The organism is Nocardioides fonticola, assembly GCF_039536805.1.
GTDB lineage: Bacteria > Actinomycetota > Actinomycetes > Propionibacteriales > Nocardioidaceae > Nocardioides > Nocardioides fonticola.
This window is the reverse complement of record NZ_BAAAZH010000013.1, coordinates 62,785-82,299: the sequence shown is the minus strand read 5'-3', so window position 1 is coordinate 82,299 and position 19,515 is coordinate 62,785. Positions and strand designations below refer to the sequence as shown.

The following is a 19,515-nucleotide window of genomic DNA, read 5'->3' as shown; positions in this document are numbered from 1 at the left end:
GGCGAAGCTTCGCCGTCCCAGTGCACGATTCGCGGGCCGGAGAACCCGCGCGCGCCCCCACGGCGTCGACCGCCAGAATGCTGCCGTGCGCATCCTGTCGATCCAGTCCTCGGTGGCCTACGGCCACGTCGGCAACTCCGCGGCGGTCTTCCCGCTGCAGCGACTCGGCCACGAGGTCTGGCCGGTGCTCACCGTGCACTTCTCCAACCACACCGGCTACGGCGCCTGGCGCGGTCCGGTGCTCGACCCCGCCGACGTCCGCGAGGTCATCGAGGGCATCGCCGACCGCGGCGTGCTCGGCCGGGCGGACGCCGTCCTGTCGGGGTACCAGGGCGATCCCGCCGTCGGCAGCATCGTGGTCGACACGGTGGCGCGGGTGAAGGCGCTCAACCCGGACGCCGTCTACTGCTGCGACCCCGTGATGGGCGACGTCGGTCGCGGCATGTTCGTGCGGCCGGGCATCCCGGAGTTCCTGCGCGACGTCGTGGTGCCGCAGGCCGACGTCATCACCCCCAACCACTTCGAGCTCGACTTCCTCGCCGGCATCGAGCGCGGCCCGGACGGCGCCGGCGGCACCCGCACGCGCGCGGCGGTGCTGGACGCCGTCGACGCGGTGCGGGCGCGCGGCCCGCGCGACGTGCTGGTCACCTCGGTGCTGCACGACGAGGTGCCGGAGGGTCACCTGGAGGTGCTCGCCGTCTCCGACGCGGGCGCCTGGGCCGTCACCACTCCCCTGCTGCCGATCACGCCGAACGGCTGCGGCGACGTCACCGCCGCGCTCTACCTCGCCCACCTGCGCACCACCGGATCGCCGTCCGAGGCGCTGGCCCGCACCACCGGCTCGGTCTACGCCGTCCTCGAGGCAACCATCGCCGCCGGCACCCGCGAGATCGCGCTGATCGCCGCCCAGGACGCCTTCGCCGCACCGCCCCGCACCTTCGAGCCCACCCGGGTGCGGTGATGGTCGGGCGAGGCCGACGCCGACGCCGACGCGACGAGGTCTGGCTCGTCATCGACGAGCGCAAGGACGCCCCCGAGCCTGTGCTCGCCGTGCTGGCCACTCAGGAGGAGGCGCGCGCCTTCGTCGACGAGCACGTGCCGCGCGACTTCCCGGGGCTGGCCTACGCGCCCTACGACGTGGGCTGGACCTTCACGGGACGGCGCTATCGCAGCTGAACGAGCGAGCCGGTGACAGGAATCGAACCCGCGACATCCTCTTTACAAGAGAGGCGCTCTACCTACTGAGCTACACCGGCGACGCCCTGCACCTTCGCGCCGGGCGCGCTCATCGTAGAAGCACCGGTGTCCACGCTGACGCACCGGCGTCGGATCCGCGCTTGACCTTGACGCAGCGTCAGGCTCCGACCCTGGGTGCCATGACCACCACCCACCACCCCACACCGGCCCTCGAGGTACGCGGTCTCGCCCGGTCCTTCGGGGAGAACCGCGTGCTCGACGGCGTCGATCTCACCGTCCGACGCGGCAGCGTCCACGCACTGCTCGGCTCGAACGGCGCCGGCAAGACGACGCTGGTGCGCATCCTCGCGACCCTGCTGCAACCCGACGCCGGCACCGCGCTCGTCGAGGGCTTCGACGTCGTCGAACGCCCTGTCGCGGTGCGGCGCACGATCAGCCTCACCGGCCAGTTCGCGGCCGTCGACGAGATCCTCACCGGCCGCGAGAACCTCGAGCTGGTCGCCCGCCTGCGCCGCGAGCGCGACGCCCGCGGAGTCGCCACCGCGATGCTGGAGCGCTTCGACCTCGTCGACGCCGCCGACCGGGCGGCGTCGACCTACTCCGGCGGAATGCGGCGCCGACTCGACATCGCCATGAGCCTCATCGGGGATCCGGCAGTGCTGTTCCTCGATGAGCCCACCACCGGCCTGGACCCGCAGGCACGTCAGGAGGTCTGGCGCACCGTCCAGCAGCTCGCCGCGGACGGCACGACGGTGCTGCTCACCACCCAGTACCTCGAGGAGGCCGAGCGCCTGGCCGACCGGATCTCCATCCTCCACGGCGGCCGGATCATCGTCGAAGGCAGTCTCGCCGACCTCCGAGCCCTGCTGCCCCCGGCGCAGGTCGAGTACATCGAGCGCCAGCCCTCGCTGGAGGACGTCTTCCTCGCCGTCGTCGGCGGCCGCACCGCACTCACCTCGCAGGAGTCCCGATGACCGGCCCGACGACCGGCCTCGCCACCACCGCGTTCCTGCCGCCGGCAGGCGACGGCGTCGACTCGATCGGCCTCGCGGAGTCCGTACACGGCGTCCGTGTGCTGCTGGGCCGCTCGCTGCGACACGTCACCCGCAGCCCTGACACGATCGTCACCACCGCCCTGATGCCGGTGGCGATGCTGCTGCTGTTCGTCTACGTGTTCGGCAGCGCGATCCAGGCCGGGGCGGACACCGGGGCGTACGTCGACTACCTGCTGCCGGGGATCCTGCTGATCACTGTGGTCTCGGGCATCTCCTACACAGCGTTCCGGCTCTTCCTCGACGTCCAGCGCGGCATCGTCGAGCGCACCTGGACCTTCCCGGTGCCGCGCTCGGCGATCCTGTGGGCGCACGTGCTGACCTCCCTCGTGGCCAACGCGATCTCGCTCGTGCTGGTGGTGGGCGTCGCCCTGCTGATGGGCTTCCGCTCCGGCGCCGGCCCGCTCGAGTGGCTGGCCGTCGTCGGCCTGCTGGCGCTCTTCACGCTCGCTCTGACATGGCTCGCGGTGATCCCGGGCCTCACCGCCTCGACCCCCGACGGCGCCAGCGGATTCGCCTATCCGCTGCTGCTCCTGCCGTTCCTCAGCTCGGCGTTCGTGCCCACCGACACCATGCCCGGCCCGGTGGCGGCCTTCGCCGAACACCAGCCGGTGACATCGCTGGCCGACGCGATCCGCGGGTTGCTTGCCGGAACCCCGGTGGGCGACCAGGCGTGGACCGCGCTGGCCTGGTGTTCGGGTCTGCTGGTCGTGGCCCTCGTCCTGGCGCTACGGGTCTACCGGCGCAGGCTCGGGTGAAGGCATCCTGAGCCGATGCTGACCATCAGCCAGCTGGCCGACCATGCGGGGGTCACGGTCCGCACGATCCGGCACTACCACGCGGTCGGTCTGCTCCCCGAGCCCGCACGCGACCACTCCGGCTACCGCCGCTACGACGCGGTGGCCGTCGCCAACCTGATCCGCATCCGCACTCTCGCGGAGGCCGGCGTCCCGCTGGCGCGTGTCGAGGAACTGCTGCGGGCCTCGCCGGAGGCGTTCGCAGCGGCCGTCGAGGAGATCGACCGCCGCCTGCGCCGGGACGTGCGAGCTCTGCAGGAGCACCGTCGGCGCATCGCCCGGCTCGCGGCCGGGGAGAGCCTGGCGCTGCCCGAGAGCGTCACGTCCTACCTGGAACTGCTGAGGCAGGAGGGCTTCAGCGAGCGGCTCATCGAGGTCGAGCGGGACTCCTGGATCATGATCGCCGCCCAGATCGAGCCGCGGCTCGTCGACACGATGATGCACACCAAACGCCGGCAGTTCGGCGACGGAGTGCTGCGCGGGCTCTATCGCGACTTCGACGAGATCATCGACGCCGAGGCCGACGACCCCCGCCTGGCCGCCGTCGCCGACCGGATCTCATCCGGCATCGAGGCCGCCTATCTCGACGCCGGCAGCGCCGATCCCGACCTCGCCGACCTCGACCCGGCGCTCGTACGTCTCCTGGACGCGGTGTTCCTCGAGTCGATGCCCTCGGCCCGGCGACTGCTGGAGCTGCTCGAGGAGCGCGGCTGGCGTGGCTGGACGATGATCGAGCGCGCCGAGGCCCCCTGACCTCGGTGGCCAGGGGGCCTCGAGCGACCAGCTCAGGCCCCGGCGGTCGCGAGCTCCCGCTCGGCGTCCTCGAGCAGACCCGGGTCGGCGACGGGGTCACCGGCCTCGCGGCGGTCGTAGACCTCCTGGTCGAGGATGCCGGCGCGCCGCGCGACGATCGTCGGCACCAGCGCCTGGCCGGCGACGTTGGTCATCGTGCGCATCATGTCGAGGATCGGGTCGACGGCGAGCAACAGGCCGACACCTTCGAGCGGCAGGCCGAGGGTGCTCAGCGTCAGGGTGAGCATGACGACGGCGCCGGTGAGGCCGGCGGTGGCCGCCGAGCCGACGACCGAGACGAACGCGATGAGCAGGTAGTCGGAGAACCCGAGGTCGACGCCGAAGAACTGCGCCACGAAGATCGCCGCGAGCGCCGGGTAGATGGCCGCGCAGCCGTCCATCTTCGTCGTCGCTCCGAGCGGGACGGCGAAGGAGGCGTACTCGCGCGGGACGCCGAGGTTGCGGGTAGTGACGTACTCGGTGACCGGCATCGTGCCCACCGAGGAGCGCGAGACGAAGGCCAGCTGCAGCGCCGGCCACGCGCCGGCGAAGAACCGCACGGGGTTGAGACCGTGGGCCCGCAGCAGCACCGGGTAGAGCACCAGGAGCACGATCGCGCAGCCGACGTAGACGTCGACGGCGAAGACGGCGAGCGGGCTGACGGCGTCCCAGCCGTAGGTGGCCACGGCGTTGCCGATGAGGCCGAGCGTGCCGATCGGCGAGAGCCGGATGATCCACCACAGCACCGTCTGCACGACCGCCAGGAAGGACTCGGCGACGGCGAGGAACGGCTCGGCCTTGGCCCCGGTCTTCAGCACCGCAGCACCGATGAGCAGCGCGACGACCACGATCTGCAGCACGTTGAAGTCGAGCGAGACGCCGCCGGCGCCGTCCGAGCTGCCGGTGAGGCCGAGGAAGTTCGAGGGCACGAGGCCGGTGAGGAAGTCGGTCCAGGAGCCGGAGGCGGACGGCGTGGCGGCGGCGTCGCGGGAGACGCTCGTGTGCAGGCCGGGGTCGGTGAGCAGACCGAGGCCGAGGCCGATGCTCACCGAGATCGCCGCGGTGACGGCGAACCACAGCAGCGTCTGCAGCGCGAGGCGCATCGCGTCGGTGACCTCGCGCAGCCGGGCGATGCTCACGACGATCGCGAAGAACACCAGCGGCACCACCACGGTGCGCAGCAGCGAGACGAAGGTGTCGCCGATCGTCGAGAGCGTGCTGGTGAGGCTGTCGACGTGCTGGGTGCGCGCGATGACGCCGAGCAGGGCGCCCAGCGCGAGGGCGCCGAGGATCTGGGCCCAGAAGGGCGGGAGCCTCAGGCGCCGGCGCGGACCGGCGGTGGAGGTGGCGGAGTCGGTGGCTGTGCTGCTCACGGCGGGAGTCCTTCCGGCCGGATCGTCGGCCTCGGGTGTCGGATCACGGCACCGGACTGGTCCAGACCGGTGCCATCAGAGCGCAACACGACCCGCCTCGGACCGATTCCGTGACCCGGCCCACCCGCCCCGCGCGCTTGTAACGCGGGGTTACGCACCACTGGTGCGCCCTTACAAGGGGTGCCTAGAGGTGTGTAACCCCGCGTTACATGCGGACGGCGCCTACATCCCCCCGTCGAACGCCAGCACCGTCCCGGTGATCATCCGGGCCTCGGGCGAGGCGAGGTAGACGATCGAGGAGGCGATCTCGGCCGGGGAGATCGCTGGGCCGGGCAGCATCATCATGAGCCGGTCGGCGACGCGGTGGTCGAGGTCGGCGGGGAAGATCGTGGCCACGTGGGAGACGATCGGGGTGTCGACGGTGCCGGGGCACACGGCGTTGACGCGGATGCCCTTCGGGGAGAGCTCGAGGGCCAGCGAGCGGGTCAGCATCGTCAGGCCGCCCTTGGCCGCGGAGTAGGCGGCGGCGTAGGGCTGGGGCTTGTTGCCGGCGACGCTGGAGACGTTGACGACGTTGCCGCCGGCGGCGAGCAGGTGCGGCAGCGCGGCCTGGATGAGCATGAAGGGGCCCTTGAGGTCGACCGCGTGCACGCGGTCCCACTCCTCGTCGGTGATCTGCTCGAAGTGCCCGAACTGCACGATGCCGGCCACGTTGGCCAGCACGTCGATGCGCCCGCCCTCGGCGCAGCGCGCGATCGCGGCGTCCACCGACGCGCGCGACCCGACGTTGCACTCCACGTAGGTGACGCCCTCGGGCACCGTCGGGGCGATGTCGAGCCCGAACACGGTGTCGCCGAGGTCGCGGAAGGCCTCGGCGGTGGCGAATCCGATGCCGGAGGCGGCACCGGTGATGACGACGACGCGAGCACTCACGCGAGCAACCTAGAACACGTTCTAGTGCGGCACAACGGAACCGCGGAAACATCCGTCCGGCACACTGCGGCCATGCACCTGGCGCTCGAGCCCCACCACGACGGCTCCCCGCTCTACCTCTCCGACGACGCACCGTCCCTGGACGACGTCGTCACCGTGCGCGTGCGGCTGTGGTCCGGCGACCCGACGGACGCCGTGTGGGTGCGCACCACCTACGACGCCGAGCCGACGTTCCACCAGGCCCGCGTCGTCGCGAGCGACGAGCACACCGTGTGGTGGGCCGCCGACCTGCCGGTGCACAACCCGATCACCCACTACCGCTTCCTGCTGGCCGCCCCCGACGGCACCCAGCGCTGGCTGACCGCGGCCGGCGTCGTCGAGCACGACCTGCCCGACACCTTCGACTTCAAGGTCAGCACCCACGACCCGGCACCCGCCTGGGGCCGCGAGGCGGTCGTCTACCAGATCTTCCCCGACCGCTTCGCCCGCTCCGCGGCCGCCGACCACCGCCCGACGCCGTCCTGGGCGGTGCCCGCCGCCTGGGACGACGAGGTGGTCTTCGAGGGCTCCGACCCGCGCACGCCGCTGCAGTTCTTCGGCGGCGACCTCGACGGCGTCGTCGCGCACCTCGACCATCTCGACGCCGTCGGCGCCACGGTGCTCTACACGACGCCGGTCTTCCCCGGCGAGAGCAACCACCGCTACAACGCCTCGACCTTCGACGGCGTCGACCCGCTGCTCGGCGGCGACGAGGCCTACGCGCGGCTCGCGGCCGCCGTCCACGCCCGCGGGTGGCGCCTGCTCGGCGACCTGACGACCAACCACACCGGCGACACCCACGAGTGGTTCCGCACGGCGCGGGAGGGCGGACCCACCCGCACCTGGTACCACCTGCGCGAGGACGGCGGCTACGAGACCTGGATGGGTCACCACACGCTCCCCAAGCTCAACCTCGCCGACCCCGGGCTGCGAGCCGCGATGGTGGAGGGCCACGAGAGCGTCGTCGCGCGCTGGCTGCGGCCGCCCTTCGACGTCGACGGCTGGCGCATCGACGTCGCCAACATGACCGGTCGGCTCGGCGCCCTCGACGTCAACCACGAGACCGCACGGGCCGTGCGCCGCACCGCCACCGCCGAACGCGCCGACGCCTGGGTGATCGGCGAGCACAACCACGACGCGTCGGGCGACATCGACGGCGACGGCTGGCACGGCACGATGAACTACTCCGGCTTCTCCTGGCCGGTGTGGTCGTGGCTGCGCGACCCCGCCTCCCCCGCCCGCGCCTTCGGCCGCCCGCTGCCGGTGGCCGTGCGGCCCGGCCCGCTCGTGGTGCGCACCCTGCGCGAATGGGCCGCGCGGTACGGCTTCCGCGCAGCCGCCCAGTCGTGGAACATCCTCGGCTCGCACGACTCCGCCCGCATCCGCACCCTCACCGGTTCCGCTCCCCTGCACCGCGTCGCCGCCGGCCTGCAGTTCACCCTGCCCGGCGTGCCGATGCTCTTCGCCGGCGACGAGATCGGCCTCGAGGGCGTGCTCGGCGAGGACTCCCGCCGCCCCATGCCGTGGGCCCACCCCGACCGCTGGGACCACGCCACGCTCGCGACCTACGCCGCGCTCGCCGCGGCCCGCCGCGAGCACCCCGCACTCGTGTGGGGCGGGCTGCGCTGGCTGGTCGCCGAGGACGACGCGATCGCCTTCGTGCGCGAGCACCCCGACGGCTCGCTGCTCGTGCTGGCCCGCCGGGCGCCGGGCGGGGTGATCCCGCTGCCCGCCGGCCCGCTGGGCGCGAGCGACGGCGCGGACGGCGTCCTGGCCACCGAGGGCGAGGCCGGCGACCTGCAGGTCGCGGACGGCGTCCTGACCCTGCCGGCGGGGGACGCCGGAGTGGTGATCTGGCGCCTGCGGTGAGCGCGGCCGGGGCCGCTCCGTCGACTCCTGACACCGCCCCCGCGCCACCCCTACCCTGACGGCCATGGCGATGGTCTCCGACGTGCGCATCGTGGCGCACCGGCCCGACCCGGCGCTGCTGACGCTGCCCTGGTCGGTACCGCTGGAGGAGTGGGACGAGCGCACCGTCGTCCCCCTGCCCCGCGGCCTCTCCCGGCACGTCGTGCGCATCGTGCGCGTGGGGCGCGGCATCTTCGCGGTCAAGGAGACACAGGAGGACATCGCGCTGCGCGAGTACCGCCTGCTGCGCGACCTCGGCCGCACCGGCCTGCCGGCGGTCGTCCCGCACGGCGTGGTCGCCGGGCGCACCGACGCCGCGGGCGAACCGCTGCCGGCCGCCCTGCTCACCGAGCACCTGCGCTTCTCGCTGCCCTATCGCGTGGTGTTCAGCCACAGCGGCGTCACCGGCTCCACCTCCGCCGAGCAGGTCTCGCTGCTGGTCGACGCCCTCGTGGTGCTGCTGGTGCGCCTGCACCTGGCCGACTTCTACTGGGGCGACGTGTCGCTCTCGAACGTGCTCTTCCGGCGCGACGCCGGCGCCTACACCGCCTACCTGGTCGACGCCGAGACCGGGGAGTTCAAGCAGCATCTCTCCGACCGCCTGCGCGAGTACGACGTCACGGTCGGCTGCGAGAACGTCTTCGCAGAGCTCCTCGACCTCCAGGCTAGCGGCGCGGTGGCCGACGACCTCGACCCGGCCGACGTCGTCGAGCTGCTCACCGACCGCTACGCCGCGCTGTGGGCCGAGCTGACCTCCGACGAGGAGTTCTCCACCGCGGAGCTGTGGCGCATCGAGCAGCGGGTCGAGCGGCTCAACGATCTGGGCTTCGACGTCGAGGAGCTCGACATCGTCACCGACCTCGGCGGCGACGTCGTCCGCATCCGGCCGCGGGTCGTCGAGCTCGGCCACCATGCCCGCGAGCTGCGCGCCCTGACCGGTCTGGAGGTCGAGGACAACCAGGCGCGGCGGCTGCTCAACGACATCGCCTCCTTCACCGCCACCTTCGACCTCGGCAACGCCGATCGTGCCGCCGTCGGACGCCGCTGGCGCACCGAGATCTACGAGCCCCTGGCGGCGCTGATCCCCGAGGACGCCGCCGGCCGGCTCGAGCCCGCGGAGTTCTTCCACGAGGTGCTGGTGCACCGGTGGTACCTCTCCGAGCGGGCCGGCCGCGAGGTCGACCTCTTCGAGACCGCCCGCGACTACATCGCGCGGATCCTGCCTGCACGCCCGCTGGAGGCACGCACCGGCATCGCCGAGGGCCCGGAGAACGCCGAAGGGGCCGGTGCACGGGGCACCGACCCCCTCGGGGACGACTGATCGGGCGGACGGCGGCCCGAGCCGGTTCCGGGCCGGTTCAGGGCCGGTTCCGGGCCGGTTCAGGGCCGGCAGACGCGGCAGGGCACCAGACCCTCGGTGTGGTTGCCGACGGCGCGGAGGTCCTCGCGGTGGGCGATGAGCGCGCAGTCGCGACGGTGGATGGTGGCGTTGTCGCCGGCCACCACCGGGGTGGCGCCGAGGTCGACGCCCTGGTCGGTCATCGCGGCGGAGCGGGCGGTGGCGTCGGCGAGCACCAGCAGGGTGTCGGCCAGGCGCTTGGAGGACTCGCGGCCGTCGTCGGCGATGCGGGCCAGCCAGGCGCCGAAGTAGAGGAACCCGCCGGCGAAGGTCAGGCCGAGGCCGAGCAGACCGCCGGAGACCAGGTAGGAGAGCTGGTCGTACTGGTAGGGCGTGTTCGAGGCGCCGTACCAGCCGAGCACGATGACGACCAGACCCAGCGGCAGCAGGATCGCGCCGGCCCAGAACAGCACGATCTGGAGCAGCTGGTAGTTGTTGTTGCGCACCGGCGCGACCCCGCCGCCGCGCACGCCGGCACGGGGCAGCGGCGCCCCGGAGCCGAGGCGGGAGCCGCTGGCGCGCTCGGGCTGACCCGAGATCGGGACGGGATTCTGGATCGCGGTCATGGGGAGGACCCTTCTGCTGATCTGGCTGCTGATCTGGCTGCTGCGGGTGGTGTCGGAGTGGACGTCACATCTTGCGGAGGTCGGGCAGTCCGGCCTCGAGGCCGTGCGTGCAGGGCGCGCCGCCGCCGAGCGCGGCGAGGCCGAGCCGGCGGAAGTAGCTGCCGACGACGCCCGCCCCGAGGACGGCGCCGAAGAGCAGCGCGCCGGGGATGGAGAACAGCGGCGGGAGACCCTGGGCCACCGGTCCGGCGTCGGTGAGGTCGCCGCCGGTGGTGTCGCCGCCCGGGGCCGTCGTGCCGCCCGGCACCTCGCCGGTCGGGACGCCGCTGGTGCCGGGGCCGCCGGTGCTCTGCGTGCCGCCGCCGGTGTCGGTGGGTCCGCCGCCGGTGTCGCCGCCACCGGTGTCGATCACCGGCGGGGTGATGCCCTGCACGGTCTGCACCGTGGAGGTGGCGTAGCCGAGGTGGAGCACGATCTTCGGCGCGAGGTCGGGGATCGAGAGCAGCAGCGACTTGAGCGGGCCGGCCTGCGCGGGCAGGCCGTTGGCGAGGGGCTCGAGGATCTGCTTGAGCGGCAGGGCCTGCAGCACCGGACGCAGCACGACGGTGTCGATCGTGATGCGCAGCGCCTCGGTCGTGGTGGTCAGCTCGCCGCCCTCGCGGGTGTCGACCCGGCCCGGGGTCTCGATGGTGATGCCGAGGGTCTTGAGGATGCTGTTGACCGGGCCGAGTCCGGGCACCGACTGCACCGAACCGGCCGCCTCGGCGCCGTCCGGGCCGAGGCGGAACTTGACGCCGGCCACGGTCATCTGGCCGTAGGCCGCCTCGCCGGAGGGCTGCGGTTCCCCACCGTCGCCGGTGGCCACGGCGGTGGCCGAGACCCCCGACAGCGTGATGAGGCCGCCGAGCAGGCTGATATCGCCCAGCGCGGCGCGCGAGGACGCCGTCACCTGGGCGCCGACGCCCGTCGAGGAGGTGACGCTGGTGTTGGAGACGTAACCGCCCATGTCGATGAGCGCGGCGAGCTGGGAGGGCACCTGGCAGTTCGCGGCGTTGTCGTCGGTGCCGGGATCGGGGTCCGAACCGTCGGTGCCGTCGTCGGCGGCGACCGCCGCCGAGGAGCCCTGCGGCGTGGACTTCTGGCCGAGGCCGCCCAGACCGCCGAGCAGACCGCTGAGCAGGCCGCCGAGACCGCCCGCCGGGGAGGCGGCGTCCTTGCCCGAGCCGCCCGAGCCGCCCGAGCCGCCCGAACCCGAGCCGTAGTCGTTGCCGTCGAGCGGGTCCTGGACGTCGCAGTCGGAGGAGAAGCCGTTCTTGGCGAACGTCTTGTACTGGGTGGCCTTGGTGCGCATCACGGCACCGGGCAGCGGCTCCTGGGACTGGGACTCATCGCCGCTGGGGTAGCCGGAGTTCACCTGGAGCGGGTACCCCTGGGAGGCCAACGGGGTCGAGATCTCCGGCGGGAGGCCGAGCTGCTCGATGATCGTCTTGAGGCCCTCGCCCACCGCGTCTCCCGGCCACAGGTAGGTCGCGCGCCCGCGGGAGCTCGTGGAGTCGGCCAGCACCTTGGAGTAGCCGAAGTTCAGCTCGGCCTGCGGGCTCGCGGGCACGGGGATGGTGGGCTCGAAGATCTCCAGCTTGATCGGCGTGGCGATCGTGCTGGAGGAGAAGCCGCTGAACCCGGCGCCCGGGGTGTCCTCGGCGTGCGCGGGGCCGCCGGTCGCCGCCAGCGGCAACGCGCCGCCCAGCAGGGCGACGGCGCCAGCGGCGGCGAGGCTGCGGCGACGGCGCCGCGGGTCGTGACGGCGGCTCATGCGGCGCCTCCCAGGATGACGTCGGACATGGTCTCGAGGATCTCGCCGGGCTCGCCGGTGGCGACGACGCGCCCGCCCGTCATGACGGCGGCGTAGTCGGCGATCTTGAGCGCGGTGCGCGCGAACTGCTCGATGCACAGGATGGTCACGCCGGACTCGGCGATGCGGCCCACGGTCTCGTAGAGCTCCTCGACGATGAGGGGCGCCAGGCCCATCGAGAGCTCGTCGAGGAGCAGCAGGGCGGGGTCGGAGGCCAGGGCACGCGACATCGCCAGCATCTGCTGCTCGCCGCCGGACATGGTGCCGGCGAGCTGGTTGCGGCGCTCGAGCAGGCGCGGGAAGTAGGCGAACGCCGTCTCCAGCACGGCCTCGGCCGGCACCCCGGCGTAGGACATGAGGGTGAGGTTCTCGGCGACGGTGAGGTTCGGGAAGACCGAGCGGCCCTCCGGCACGGTGCACAGCCCGAGGCGGGCGAGGTCCTCGGTCTCGGCGCCGCGCACGTGCACGCCGCCGAGGTGGATGTCGCCCGAGGTCTGCTTCTTCTGACCCGAGATCACCTTGACCAGCGTCGACTTGCCGGCGCCGTTGGGGCCGAGCAGCGCCATCACCGCGCCCTTGGGCACGGAGAGGTCGACGCCGCGCAGCACCTCGATCCGCCCGTAGGCGGCGCGCAGGTCGATGACCTCCAGCATCGGGATGCTCACGACGGGGTCCCTCCGATCGGTGCCATCACCATCGTCTGATCCATCTCGTCGCCGGTGGCCGCCCGGCGCGCCGGCTCGGGAGCGTCGTCGCTGTAGCCGAGGTAGGCCTTCTGCACGAGCGGGTCGGTGCGGATCTGCCCGGGCGTGCCCGAGGCGATCACGGAGCCGAAGTCGAGCACGTGGATCTCATCGCATACGGCCATGACGAGGTCCATGTCGTGCTCGACCATGAGGATGCCGACGCCGTCGGCGGCCAGGTCGCGCAGCAGCTCGCCGAACGCGTCGGTCTCGGTCTCGTCCAGACCCGAGGACGGCTCGTCGAGCAGCAGCAGGCGCGGCTCGGAGGCCAGGCAGCGCGCGAGCTCGAGCAGGCGTGCGGTGCCGGTGGGGATCGAGTCGGCGCGCTCCTCGGCGTAGGCGGCGATGCCGACCCGCTCGAGCAGGATGTCGACGTCGCGCGCACCCCGGTGGAGCAGCCCGCGGCTGCCCGCGGCGATGTCGTGGGCCACGCGGACGTTCTCGCGCACGGTGAGGGACCCGAAGGCCTCCAGGCGCTGGAAGGTGCGGCCGATGCCGCGCTTGGAGCGGCGGTGCACCGGCACCCGGGAGATGTTCTTCCCGTCGTACCAGACCTTGCCGCGGGTCGGCTTCTGCAGGCCGGAGATCACGTTGAAGCAGGTGGTCTTGCCGGCACCGTTCGGCCCGATGAGCCCGGTGACCCGGCCCGCGTCGGCGCTGAAGGCAGCCTCGTTGACGGCGGTGACACCGCCGAACTGCACGACCACGTGGTCAACCTCGAGGAGCGACATACGCGCCCACCTCCTCCCCCTCGACGCCGACGGCCGGACCGTCGGCATCGGTCCCATGGTGATGCACGTCACCGTCGAGCAGGTCCGAAATCCCCGAACTCGGGCCATCCGGGTCGGGCGCGCGCACCGGGAGGATCGGGATGCGCGCGCGCACCGTCGTCCCGTAGCGGCGGTCGAGCCAGTTGCCGAACCGGAACAGGTAGTAGGCGACGCCGTTGGGGTTGCGGGCCAGCAGGATGGCCGCGACCGAGATGATCACGAACAGCAGGCCGGCGACCCCGGGGTTCTCCGACTGCTGCACGGGCAGCTCCATCAGCCCGATGCCGCCGAGCAGGGCACCGGTGACGGAGGTGACCCCGAAGACGACGGCGAACAGCAGCAGGGTCAGGCTGGAGAAGAACTGGAAGTCCGCGGCGCCGATGGTGCCCCGCAGACCGGCGAACAGCCCGCCGGCCAGGCCCGCGATGCCCGCGGAGAGGCCGAACAGCCCGACCCGGAACCAGCGGGCGTCCAGGCCGAGCGTGCCGCAGGCGGCCGGGCTGTCGCGCAGGGCGATGAGCAGCCGGCCCAACGAACCGCGCCGCAGGCTGAGCAGCGCCAACGCGGTGAGCACGAAGAAGACGACCATCACCATCACGTACGCCTGGGTCGACTCCACCTGGGTGCCGAACAGGGAGAGCCGCTCGGCGGTGAGCGCACCGCCGAACCCGAAGGCGAAGTCGGCCTGGAAGATCAGCTTGTCCATGAGGACGGCGAAGGCCAGCGTGGCCAGCGCCAGGTAGAGGCCGGTGAGCCGGATGACCGGCAGCGCCACCAGCGCCCCCACACCGGCGGCGACCAGGGCGGAGATCAGCAGCCCGAGCAGGTTCGGCTCGTCGAGCTTGGCGTAGGTCAGGGCGCCGACGCCGGCGAAGGTGAACTGGCCCAGCGAGACGTGCCCGCCGTAGCCGGTGAGCAGCACCAGGGAGAGCATCACGATGGCGTAGGTGGCCGCGGTGCCGATGAGCAGCAGGTTGGCCTCGCTCATGCCCGCGGTGAACAGGGTGGCGATCACGATCAGCCCGAAGCCCCAGCCGGCCGACTTCGGCAGCGAGGGCACCGGTGCGTACACCAGACCCTTGACCTGGCCGATGCGCAGCTGGGTCTGCGGCATGCCGACGACGACGACGAAGAGGAAGAGCGGCGCGATGACGTTGCCGACCTTCGAGAGCAGGCCGTCCGTGGGCAGGTAGCCCTTGGCGTACGCCTCCGCGAGGCCCAGCGCCATGCCGCCGGCGAAGGTCAGCGGCAGCGACTTCAACCGTCCGAAGACCGCCGCCGCGAACGCGCTGATCACCAGCAGGGTCAGGGCGTAGTAGTCCAGGCCGACCTGGGAGACCAGCAGGATGCCGCCCAGCGCGGCCAACGAGGTGCCGATCGCCCAGGAGAGCGCGGCGACCGTCTCGGGGTTGCCGCCGAAGAGCCGCAGCAGGTCGGGGTTGTCGACCGAGGCCCGCATCGCGGTGCCGATGCGGGTGCGGGTGAGCAGGGCGAAGAGCCCGAGGGCGACGGCGACCGAGAGCAGGATCGTGATGATCTGGTGGGCCGAGACGTTGGTGCCGGCGATGGTGATCTGCTTGCCCGGCATGAACGGCTGCACCGTGCGCGACGCCGGCGGCCAGATCTGCTGGGCGGTGCCGATGCAGGCCACCAGCAGGGCCACGGTGACCACGAGCGAGACCGACACCGGGGCGTCGCCGAGGCCGCGGGCCACGAAGCGCTGGATGAACCAGCCGATCGCCGGGGCGATGACGAGGATGACGAGCAGGAAGGCTGGCAACGGCGGCAGGCCCTGCCGCACGCTGACGTCCCAGAACACGAACGACATCACCATGCCGAGCGCACCGTGCGCGATGTTGAAGACGCGCGTGGTGGTGTAGGTCAGCGTCAGACCCGAGGCCACGATCGCGTAGGCGGCCCCGCTGAAGAGACCGAAGATCGTGAAGGCCAGGAAACTCGACATGGCGCCCCCTACCGGACGACGGTGACGCCGTTGTAGTTGTAGTTCGTACCGCCGATCGGCACGTACTTGCCGCCCTTGACCTGGAGGAAGCGCCATCCGTCACCGGTGTGCCGCGGCCCCACGTGCTGGCGCGAGTGCAGGTTGTTGCAGGTCCAGTCGTCGACCTTCGAGAGCGCCGTCAGCAGCGTCTCGCGGTTGAGCTGGCCGCCGAGCTTGATCGCCTCCTGGACGAACAGGCGGGCCGCCGACCAGGAGAAGACCCCGAAGAAGGTCGGCTCGGCACCCGGCTTCACCTGGTTGAGCCAGTTGAGGTAGGTCGCGAGCTCGGGGTTCTTGTTCGCCTCCTCGAAGGGGGCGAAGTTGGTGAAGATTGTGGCGCCCTCGACGGCGTCCCCGCCGCTGGCGATGAAGTCGCGGGTGTAGGCGGTCGGGTCGAACATCAGCACGTCGGGCTTGAAGCCCTGCTGCTGCATCGCCTGGGCCAGCCGGACGAACTGCGGGGTGGCGCCGATCATCTGGACGTACTTCACGCCCTTGTCCTTCATCTGCTGCACGTAGGGCGAGTAGTTGAAGTCGGAGGTCTCGATGCCCTGGTTGTAGATGATCTTCAGGCCGCGCATGGTCTCGGCCTTGGCCTGGATGACGCCGTTCTCGGCCGAGGCGCCCGCGTTGAGGTAGAGCACCGCTCCGGCCTTGGCCGCGGCGGGGAAGTTCTTGATGACGTAGTCGGCGACCGCGTTCTCGAACTCGTTGGCGATCGTGGACTGGGCGCCGTAGAAGGTGCGGCTCTTCTGGCGGGCGCCGGTGACGCCGGCCGAGCGCAGGTCGGGCAGACCGCACTTGTCGGAGGTCGCCGCGCCGCCGGAGTCGAAGGCCGACATCGAGCCGACCATCGCGAACACCTCGGTGCAACCCGAGGCGTAGGCCGTCTGGTCGGCGCCGGCGTCGGTGCGCGAGTCGTAGGTCTTCAGCACGAGCTTGCGACCGCAGATGCCCTTGGGGTTCGTGGCGTTGAAGTAGGCGACATAGGCGCGCACGGCGTCCTGGGCGGCTTCGAAGAGGCCGGGGACGGGGCCGGAGATGTCGGAGGAGTTGCCGATGGTGATCGTGTCGTCGGTGATGCCCGGCCCGTTCTTGAAGCCGGTGCAGTCGCCCGCCTTGGCGCCGCCGGTGGCCGAGGTCGAGCCGCCGCCGGTGCCGCCGCCGGACGTCGTCCCGCCGGTCGTGCCGGTGCCGCCTCCGCCGGTGGTCGTGCCGCCGGTGCCGCCCCCGGTGCCCGCGTCGGTGCCGGTGCCGGTGCCCGCATCGGTTCCGGTGCCGGTGCCCGCGTCGGTGCCCGTGCCGGTGCCGCTGCCCACAGCGGTGCCCGTGCCGGCGCCGGTGCCGCCGCCGTTCGCGGCGGCGACCTCGGCAGGGGTCAGCTGGGAACCGCACGCGGCTAGCGCGAGCGTGAGCCCGGCGGCGGCGATCATCCCTCCGACCCGGGTCGGTCGTGAGACGTGGCGGCGCAGGTGCACGAGGGGTCCCCTCCCAAAACTAGAACAGGTATCAGTTCTAACGATTATCACGCCGAAAGGTGACGCGGGCCACACCGTCGCCGGGTGGTCAGAGTGTGGACGGCGAGTCCCCACCCGGGGGCTCCGGTGTCCGGATGCCGGTCTAGTCCTCGCCGGGGCGCGCGTCGATAGCCCGACCGGGCTGGTCTAGGGCGCGGTGGGACGGCGCGGGCACGCCGGAGCGGCCGCCCCGGGATCGGGCGGGCCGGGGATCATCCCCGACGGATCAGGCGCGCGCCTGGGCGATCGCGTAGAGCGCGACGCTGGCCGCGACACCGGCATTGAGGGACTCGACCTGGTTGGCCATCGGGATGGACACCAGCTGGTCGCAGGTCTCGGCGACCAGGCGCGAGAGACCGTTGCCCTCCGAACCGACCACCAGCACGAGGGGGCCGTCGGCCAGGTCGAGCTGCGGGAGCTCCACCTCGCCGTCGGCGGCCAGGCCGACGACCATGCAGCCGGCGTCCTGGTAGGCCTTGAGCTGGCGGGTGAGGTTGCCGGCCTGCGCGACCGGGATGCGGGCCGCGGCGCCGGCGCTGGTCTTCCAGGCGCTGGCGGTCATGCTGGCCGCGCGGCGCTCGGGGATCACGACGCCGTGGGCGCCGAATCCGGCGGCCGAGCGGACGACGGCGCCGAGGTTGCGGGGGTCGGTGACGGAGTCGAGGACGACGATGAGCGGCGGCTCGCCCATCTCGGCGGCCCGGTCGAGCAGGTCGTCGGGGTGGGCGTACTCGTAGGCCGGGATGCGAGCGGCGAGGCCCTGGTGGACCGCGCCGTGGGTGAGCCGGTCGAGCTCGCCGCGGCCGACCTCGAGCAGGCTGATGCCCTTCTCGGCGGCGATGGCGAACGCCTCACGGAGCCGGCCGTCGCGCTCGGCGCCCTCGGCCACGTAGACCGCGTTGATCGGCACACCCTCGCGCAGCGCCTCGACAACGGGGTTGCGTCCGGCGATCCATTCGACGTCGGAGGTCGAGCGGCGGCGCGGCTTCGGCGCCTGCTTCTTCGCCGCCTGCGCAGCCTTGTAGGCCTTGTGGTTGGGCCGCTCGTGCGCCTTCGGCGTGGGGCCCTTGCCCTCCAGACCGCGGCGCACGCGGCCGCCGGAGCCGGCGGTCGGAGCCTTGCTGGACTTGCGGATCGCGCCCTTGCGCTGCGAGTTGCCGGCCATCAGGCGATGCTCCACTTCGGTCCGTCGGGGGTGTCGGTGACCTCGATGCCGGCCGCCTTGATGCGGTCGCGGATGTCGTCCGCGGCCGCGAAGTCCTTGGCCGCCCGGGCGGCCGCACGCTGCTCGAGCAGGCCGGCGACGAGGACGTCGACGGCCGCCGTCAGCTTCGCCTCGCCGTCGTCGGCCGAGGCGCCGCCCGACCACGCGGGGTCGAGCGGGTCGACGCCGAGCACGGCGAGCATGGCGCGCACCTGCGCGGCCGCGGCGGTGGCACCGGCGGCGTCGCCGTCGGCCAGCAGCCGGTTGCCCTCGCGCACGTGCTCATGGACGACCGCGACCGCCGCGGGGGTGCCGAGGTCGTCGTCCATCGCCGCGGCGAACGCCTCGGGGATCTCCCCCACGACGGCGTCGGCGCCGGCGCGGTCGAGGAAGTGCTCGATGCGGCGGAAGCCGACCGCGGCCTCCTCGAGGGAGTCGAAGGAGAACTCGACGTGGCTGCGGTAGTGGGCCGCCACGACGTAGTAGCGCAGCTCGATGCCGCGGAACCGTTCGAGCACCGAGGGGATGGTCAGGCTGTTGCCGAGCGACTTGCTCATCTTCTCGCCGGCGGTGGTGATCCAGGCGTTGTGCAGCCAGTAACGGGCGAACCCGTGGCCCGCGGCCCGCGACTGGGCCTGCTCGTTCTCGTGGTGGGGGAAGCGCAGGTCGACGCCGCCGCCGTGGATGTCGAAGGACTCGCCGAGGTACTTGCCGGCCATCGCCGAGCACTCGATGTGCCAGCCGGGGCGACCGCGCCCCCAGGGGCTGGGCCAGGACGCCGTGCGCGGCTCGATCGTGGACTTCCAGCCCTTCCACAGCGCGAAGTCGCGCGGGTCGCGCTTGCCGCGCGGGTCGGCGTCCTCGGCGGCCTCCATGTCCTCGACGCTCTGCCGGGTCAGCTCGCCGTAGGCGGGCCAGGAGCGGACGTCGAAGTACACGTCGCCCGAGCCGTCGCCGGCGACGTAGGCGTGGCCGCGCTCGATGAGCAGGCCGATGAGCTCGAGCATCTCCGGCACGTGCCCGGTGGCGAGCGGCTCGTAGGTGGGCGGAGCCACGTTGAGCGCGGCGTAGGCGGCGTCGAGCTCGCGCTTCATGATCGCGGCGTGCTCGTACCATGGCCGGTCGGCCGCGGCGGCCTTGGCGAGGATCTTGTCGTCGATGTCGGTGACGTTGCGGACGAAGTCGACGCGGTAGCCGCGGTGGGTGAGCCAGCGGCGCAGCACGTCGAAGTTGACCGCCGACCGCACGTGGCCGACGTGGGGCTCGGACTGGACGGTGAGGCCGCAGACGTAGACGCTCGCTCGGCCCGGGCGCAGGGGTTCGAAGTCCCGGGCCTCTCGGGTGGCGGTGTCGTAGAGCCTCAGTGTCACC

17 protein-coding genes and 1 tRNA gene are annotated in these 19,515 nt (G+C 72.4%); 7 read left to right on the top strand and 11 right to left on the bottom strand.

Translation table 11 applies throughout. The features are described 5' to 3' along the window. Window positions 1-85 precede the first annotated feature (85 nt). A complete protein-coding gene (pdxY, locus tag ABD671_RS09975) occupies window positions 86-961 on the top strand; it encodes a pyridoxal kinase PdxY (RefSeq protein WP_344733190.1) in 876 nt (291 codons plus the stop codon). Then, the gene (locus tag ABD671_RS09970; protein WP_344733189.1) at window positions 961-1,176 is read left to right on the top strand and encodes a hypothetical protein; all 216 of its coding nucleotides are present in this window, start codon (window positions 961-963) and stop codon (window positions 1,174-1,176) included. Before pdxY ends, ABD671_RS09970 begins: the two co-directional genes overlap by 1 nt. Window positions 1,177-1,183: 7 nt before the next feature. On the opposite strand, the gene ABD671_RS09965 is transcribed toward ABD671_RS09970, so the two are convergent. Further along, a tRNA-Thr gene (locus ABD671_RS09965) sits at window positions 1,184-1,256 on the bottom strand. Between the two features lie 120 nt (window positions 1,257-1,376). On the opposite strand from ABD671_RS09965, the gene ABD671_RS09960 reads away from it, so the two are divergent. The 3 genes from ABD671_RS09960 to ABD671_RS09950 are packed head-to-tail and all read left to right on the top strand — an operon-like array spanning window position 1,377 to window position 3,799. Next, window positions 1,377-2,171 carry an ABC transporter ATP-binding protein gene (locus tag ABD671_RS09960; protein ID WP_344733188.1) on the top strand — a complete coding sequence of 265 codons (795 nt, stop codon included), beginning with the start codon at window positions 1,377-1,379 and terminating at the stop codon, window positions 2,169-2,171. Beyond that, a complete protein-coding gene (locus tag ABD671_RS09955; RefSeq protein WP_344733186.1) occupies window positions 2,168-3,007 on the top strand; it encodes an ABC transporter permease in 840 nt (279 codons plus the stop codon). Before ABD671_RS09960 ends, ABD671_RS09955 begins: the two co-directional genes overlap by 4 nt. Window positions 3,008-3,022: 15 nt before the next feature. Beyond that, window positions 3,023-3,799, top strand: a complete 777-nt coding sequence (locus ABD671_RS09950) for a helix-turn-helix domain-containing protein (RefSeq protein ID WP_344733185.1) — start codon at window positions 3,023-3,025, stop codon at window positions 3,797-3,799. A gap of 32 nt (window positions 3,800-3,831) precedes the next feature. On the opposite strand, the gene ABD671_RS09945 is transcribed toward ABD671_RS09950, so the two are convergent. Both ABD671_RS09945 and ABD671_RS09940 read right to left on the bottom strand, forming a co-directional pair. Then, window positions 3,832-5,211: a dicarboxylate/amino acid:cation symporter gene (locus ABD671_RS09945; protein WP_344733184.1), complete on the bottom strand. Its 1,380-nt coding sequence runs from the start codon at window positions 5,209-5,211 to the stop codon at window positions 3,832-3,834. A 222-nt stretch (window positions 5,212-5,433) separates the two neighbouring features. Next, window positions 5,434-6,144 carry an SDR family NAD(P)-dependent oxidoreductase gene (locus ABD671_RS09940; RefSeq protein ID WP_344733183.1) on the bottom strand — a complete coding sequence of 237 codons (711 nt, stop codon included), beginning with the start codon at window positions 6,142-6,144 and terminating at the stop codon, window positions 5,434-5,436. A 72-nt stretch (window positions 6,145-6,216) separates the two neighbouring features. Here ABD671_RS09940 and ABD671_RS09935 point away from each other — a divergent pair, with 72 nt between their 5' ends. Both ABD671_RS09935 and ABD671_RS09930 read left to right on the top strand, forming a co-directional pair. Beyond that, window positions 6,217-8,052 (top strand): alpha-amylase family glycosyl hydrolase, encoded by a 1,836-nt coding sequence (locus ABD671_RS09935; RefSeq protein ID WP_344733182.1) that lies wholly within the window; start codon window positions 6,217-6,219, stop codon window positions 8,050-8,052. 64 nt (window positions 8,053-8,116) lie between these two features. Then, on the top strand, window positions 8,117-9,412 hold the full coding sequence (locus ABD671_RS09930) for a DUF4032 domain-containing protein (protein ID WP_344733181.1): 1,296 nt from the start codon (window positions 8,117-8,119) through the stop codon (window positions 9,410-9,412). A gap of 59 nt (window positions 9,413-9,471) precedes the next feature. Here the strand turns inward: ABD671_RS09930 and ABD671_RS09925 are convergent, their stop codons facing one another. The 8 genes from ABD671_RS09925 to cysS all read right to left on the bottom strand — a co-directional run bounded on the left by ABD671_RS09925 (window position 9,472) and on the right by cysS (window position 19,514). After that, window positions 9,472-10,056 carry a hypothetical protein gene (locus ABD671_RS09925; protein WP_344733180.1) on the bottom strand — a complete coding sequence of 195 codons (585 nt, stop codon included), beginning with the start codon at window positions 10,054-10,056 and terminating at the stop codon, window positions 9,472-9,474. Between the two features lie 64 nt (window positions 10,057-10,120). Next, complete coding sequence (locus ABD671_RS09920) at window positions 10,121-11,869, bottom strand: choice-of-anchor P family protein (protein ID WP_344733179.1); 1,749 nt, start codon at window positions 11,867-11,869, stop codon at window positions 10,121-10,123. Further along, window positions 11,866-12,573, bottom strand: coding sequence for an ABC transporter ATP-binding protein (locus tag ABD671_RS09915; protein ID WP_344733178.1), 708 nt, complete (start codon window positions 12,571-12,573; stop codon window positions 11,866-11,868). The genes ABD671_RS09920 and ABD671_RS09915 overlap by 4 nt, the downstream gene beginning before the upstream one ends. Continuing rightward, window positions 12,570-13,382 carry an ABC transporter ATP-binding protein gene (locus ABD671_RS09910; RefSeq protein WP_344733177.1) on the bottom strand — a complete coding sequence of 271 codons (813 nt, stop codon included), beginning with the start codon at window positions 13,380-13,382 and terminating at the stop codon, window positions 12,570-12,572. The genes ABD671_RS09915 and ABD671_RS09910 overlap by 4 nt, the downstream gene beginning before the upstream one ends. Continuing rightward, window positions 13,363-15,384 carry a branched-chain amino acid ABC transporter permease gene (locus ABD671_RS09905; protein WP_344733176.1) on the bottom strand — a complete coding sequence of 674 codons (2,022 nt, stop codon included), beginning with the start codon at window positions 15,382-15,384 and terminating at the stop codon, window positions 13,363-13,365. The genes ABD671_RS09910 and ABD671_RS09905 overlap by 20 nt, the downstream gene beginning before the upstream one ends. 8 nt (window positions 15,385-15,392) lie before the next feature. Further along, on the bottom strand, window positions 15,393-16,856 hold the full coding sequence (locus ABD671_RS09900; RefSeq protein ID WP_344733175.1) for an ABC transporter substrate-binding protein: 1,464 nt from the start codon (window positions 16,854-16,856) through the stop codon (window positions 15,393-15,395). A 310-nt stretch (window positions 16,857-17,166) separates the two neighbouring features. Then, window positions 17,167-18,105 (bottom strand): 23S rRNA (guanosine(2251)-2'-O)-methyltransferase RlmB, encoded by a 939-nt coding sequence (rlmB, locus tag ABD671_RS09895; protein WP_344733174.1) that lies wholly within the window; start codon window positions 18,103-18,105, stop codon window positions 17,167-17,169. Continuing rightward, on the bottom strand, window positions 18,105-19,514 hold the full coding sequence (cysS, locus tag ABD671_RS09890) for a cysteine--tRNA ligase (RefSeq protein WP_344733173.1): 1,410 nt from the start codon (window positions 19,512-19,514) through the stop codon (window positions 18,105-18,107). Before cysS ends, rlmB begins: the two co-directional genes overlap by 1 nt. Window position 19,515 lies beyond the last annotated feature (1 nt).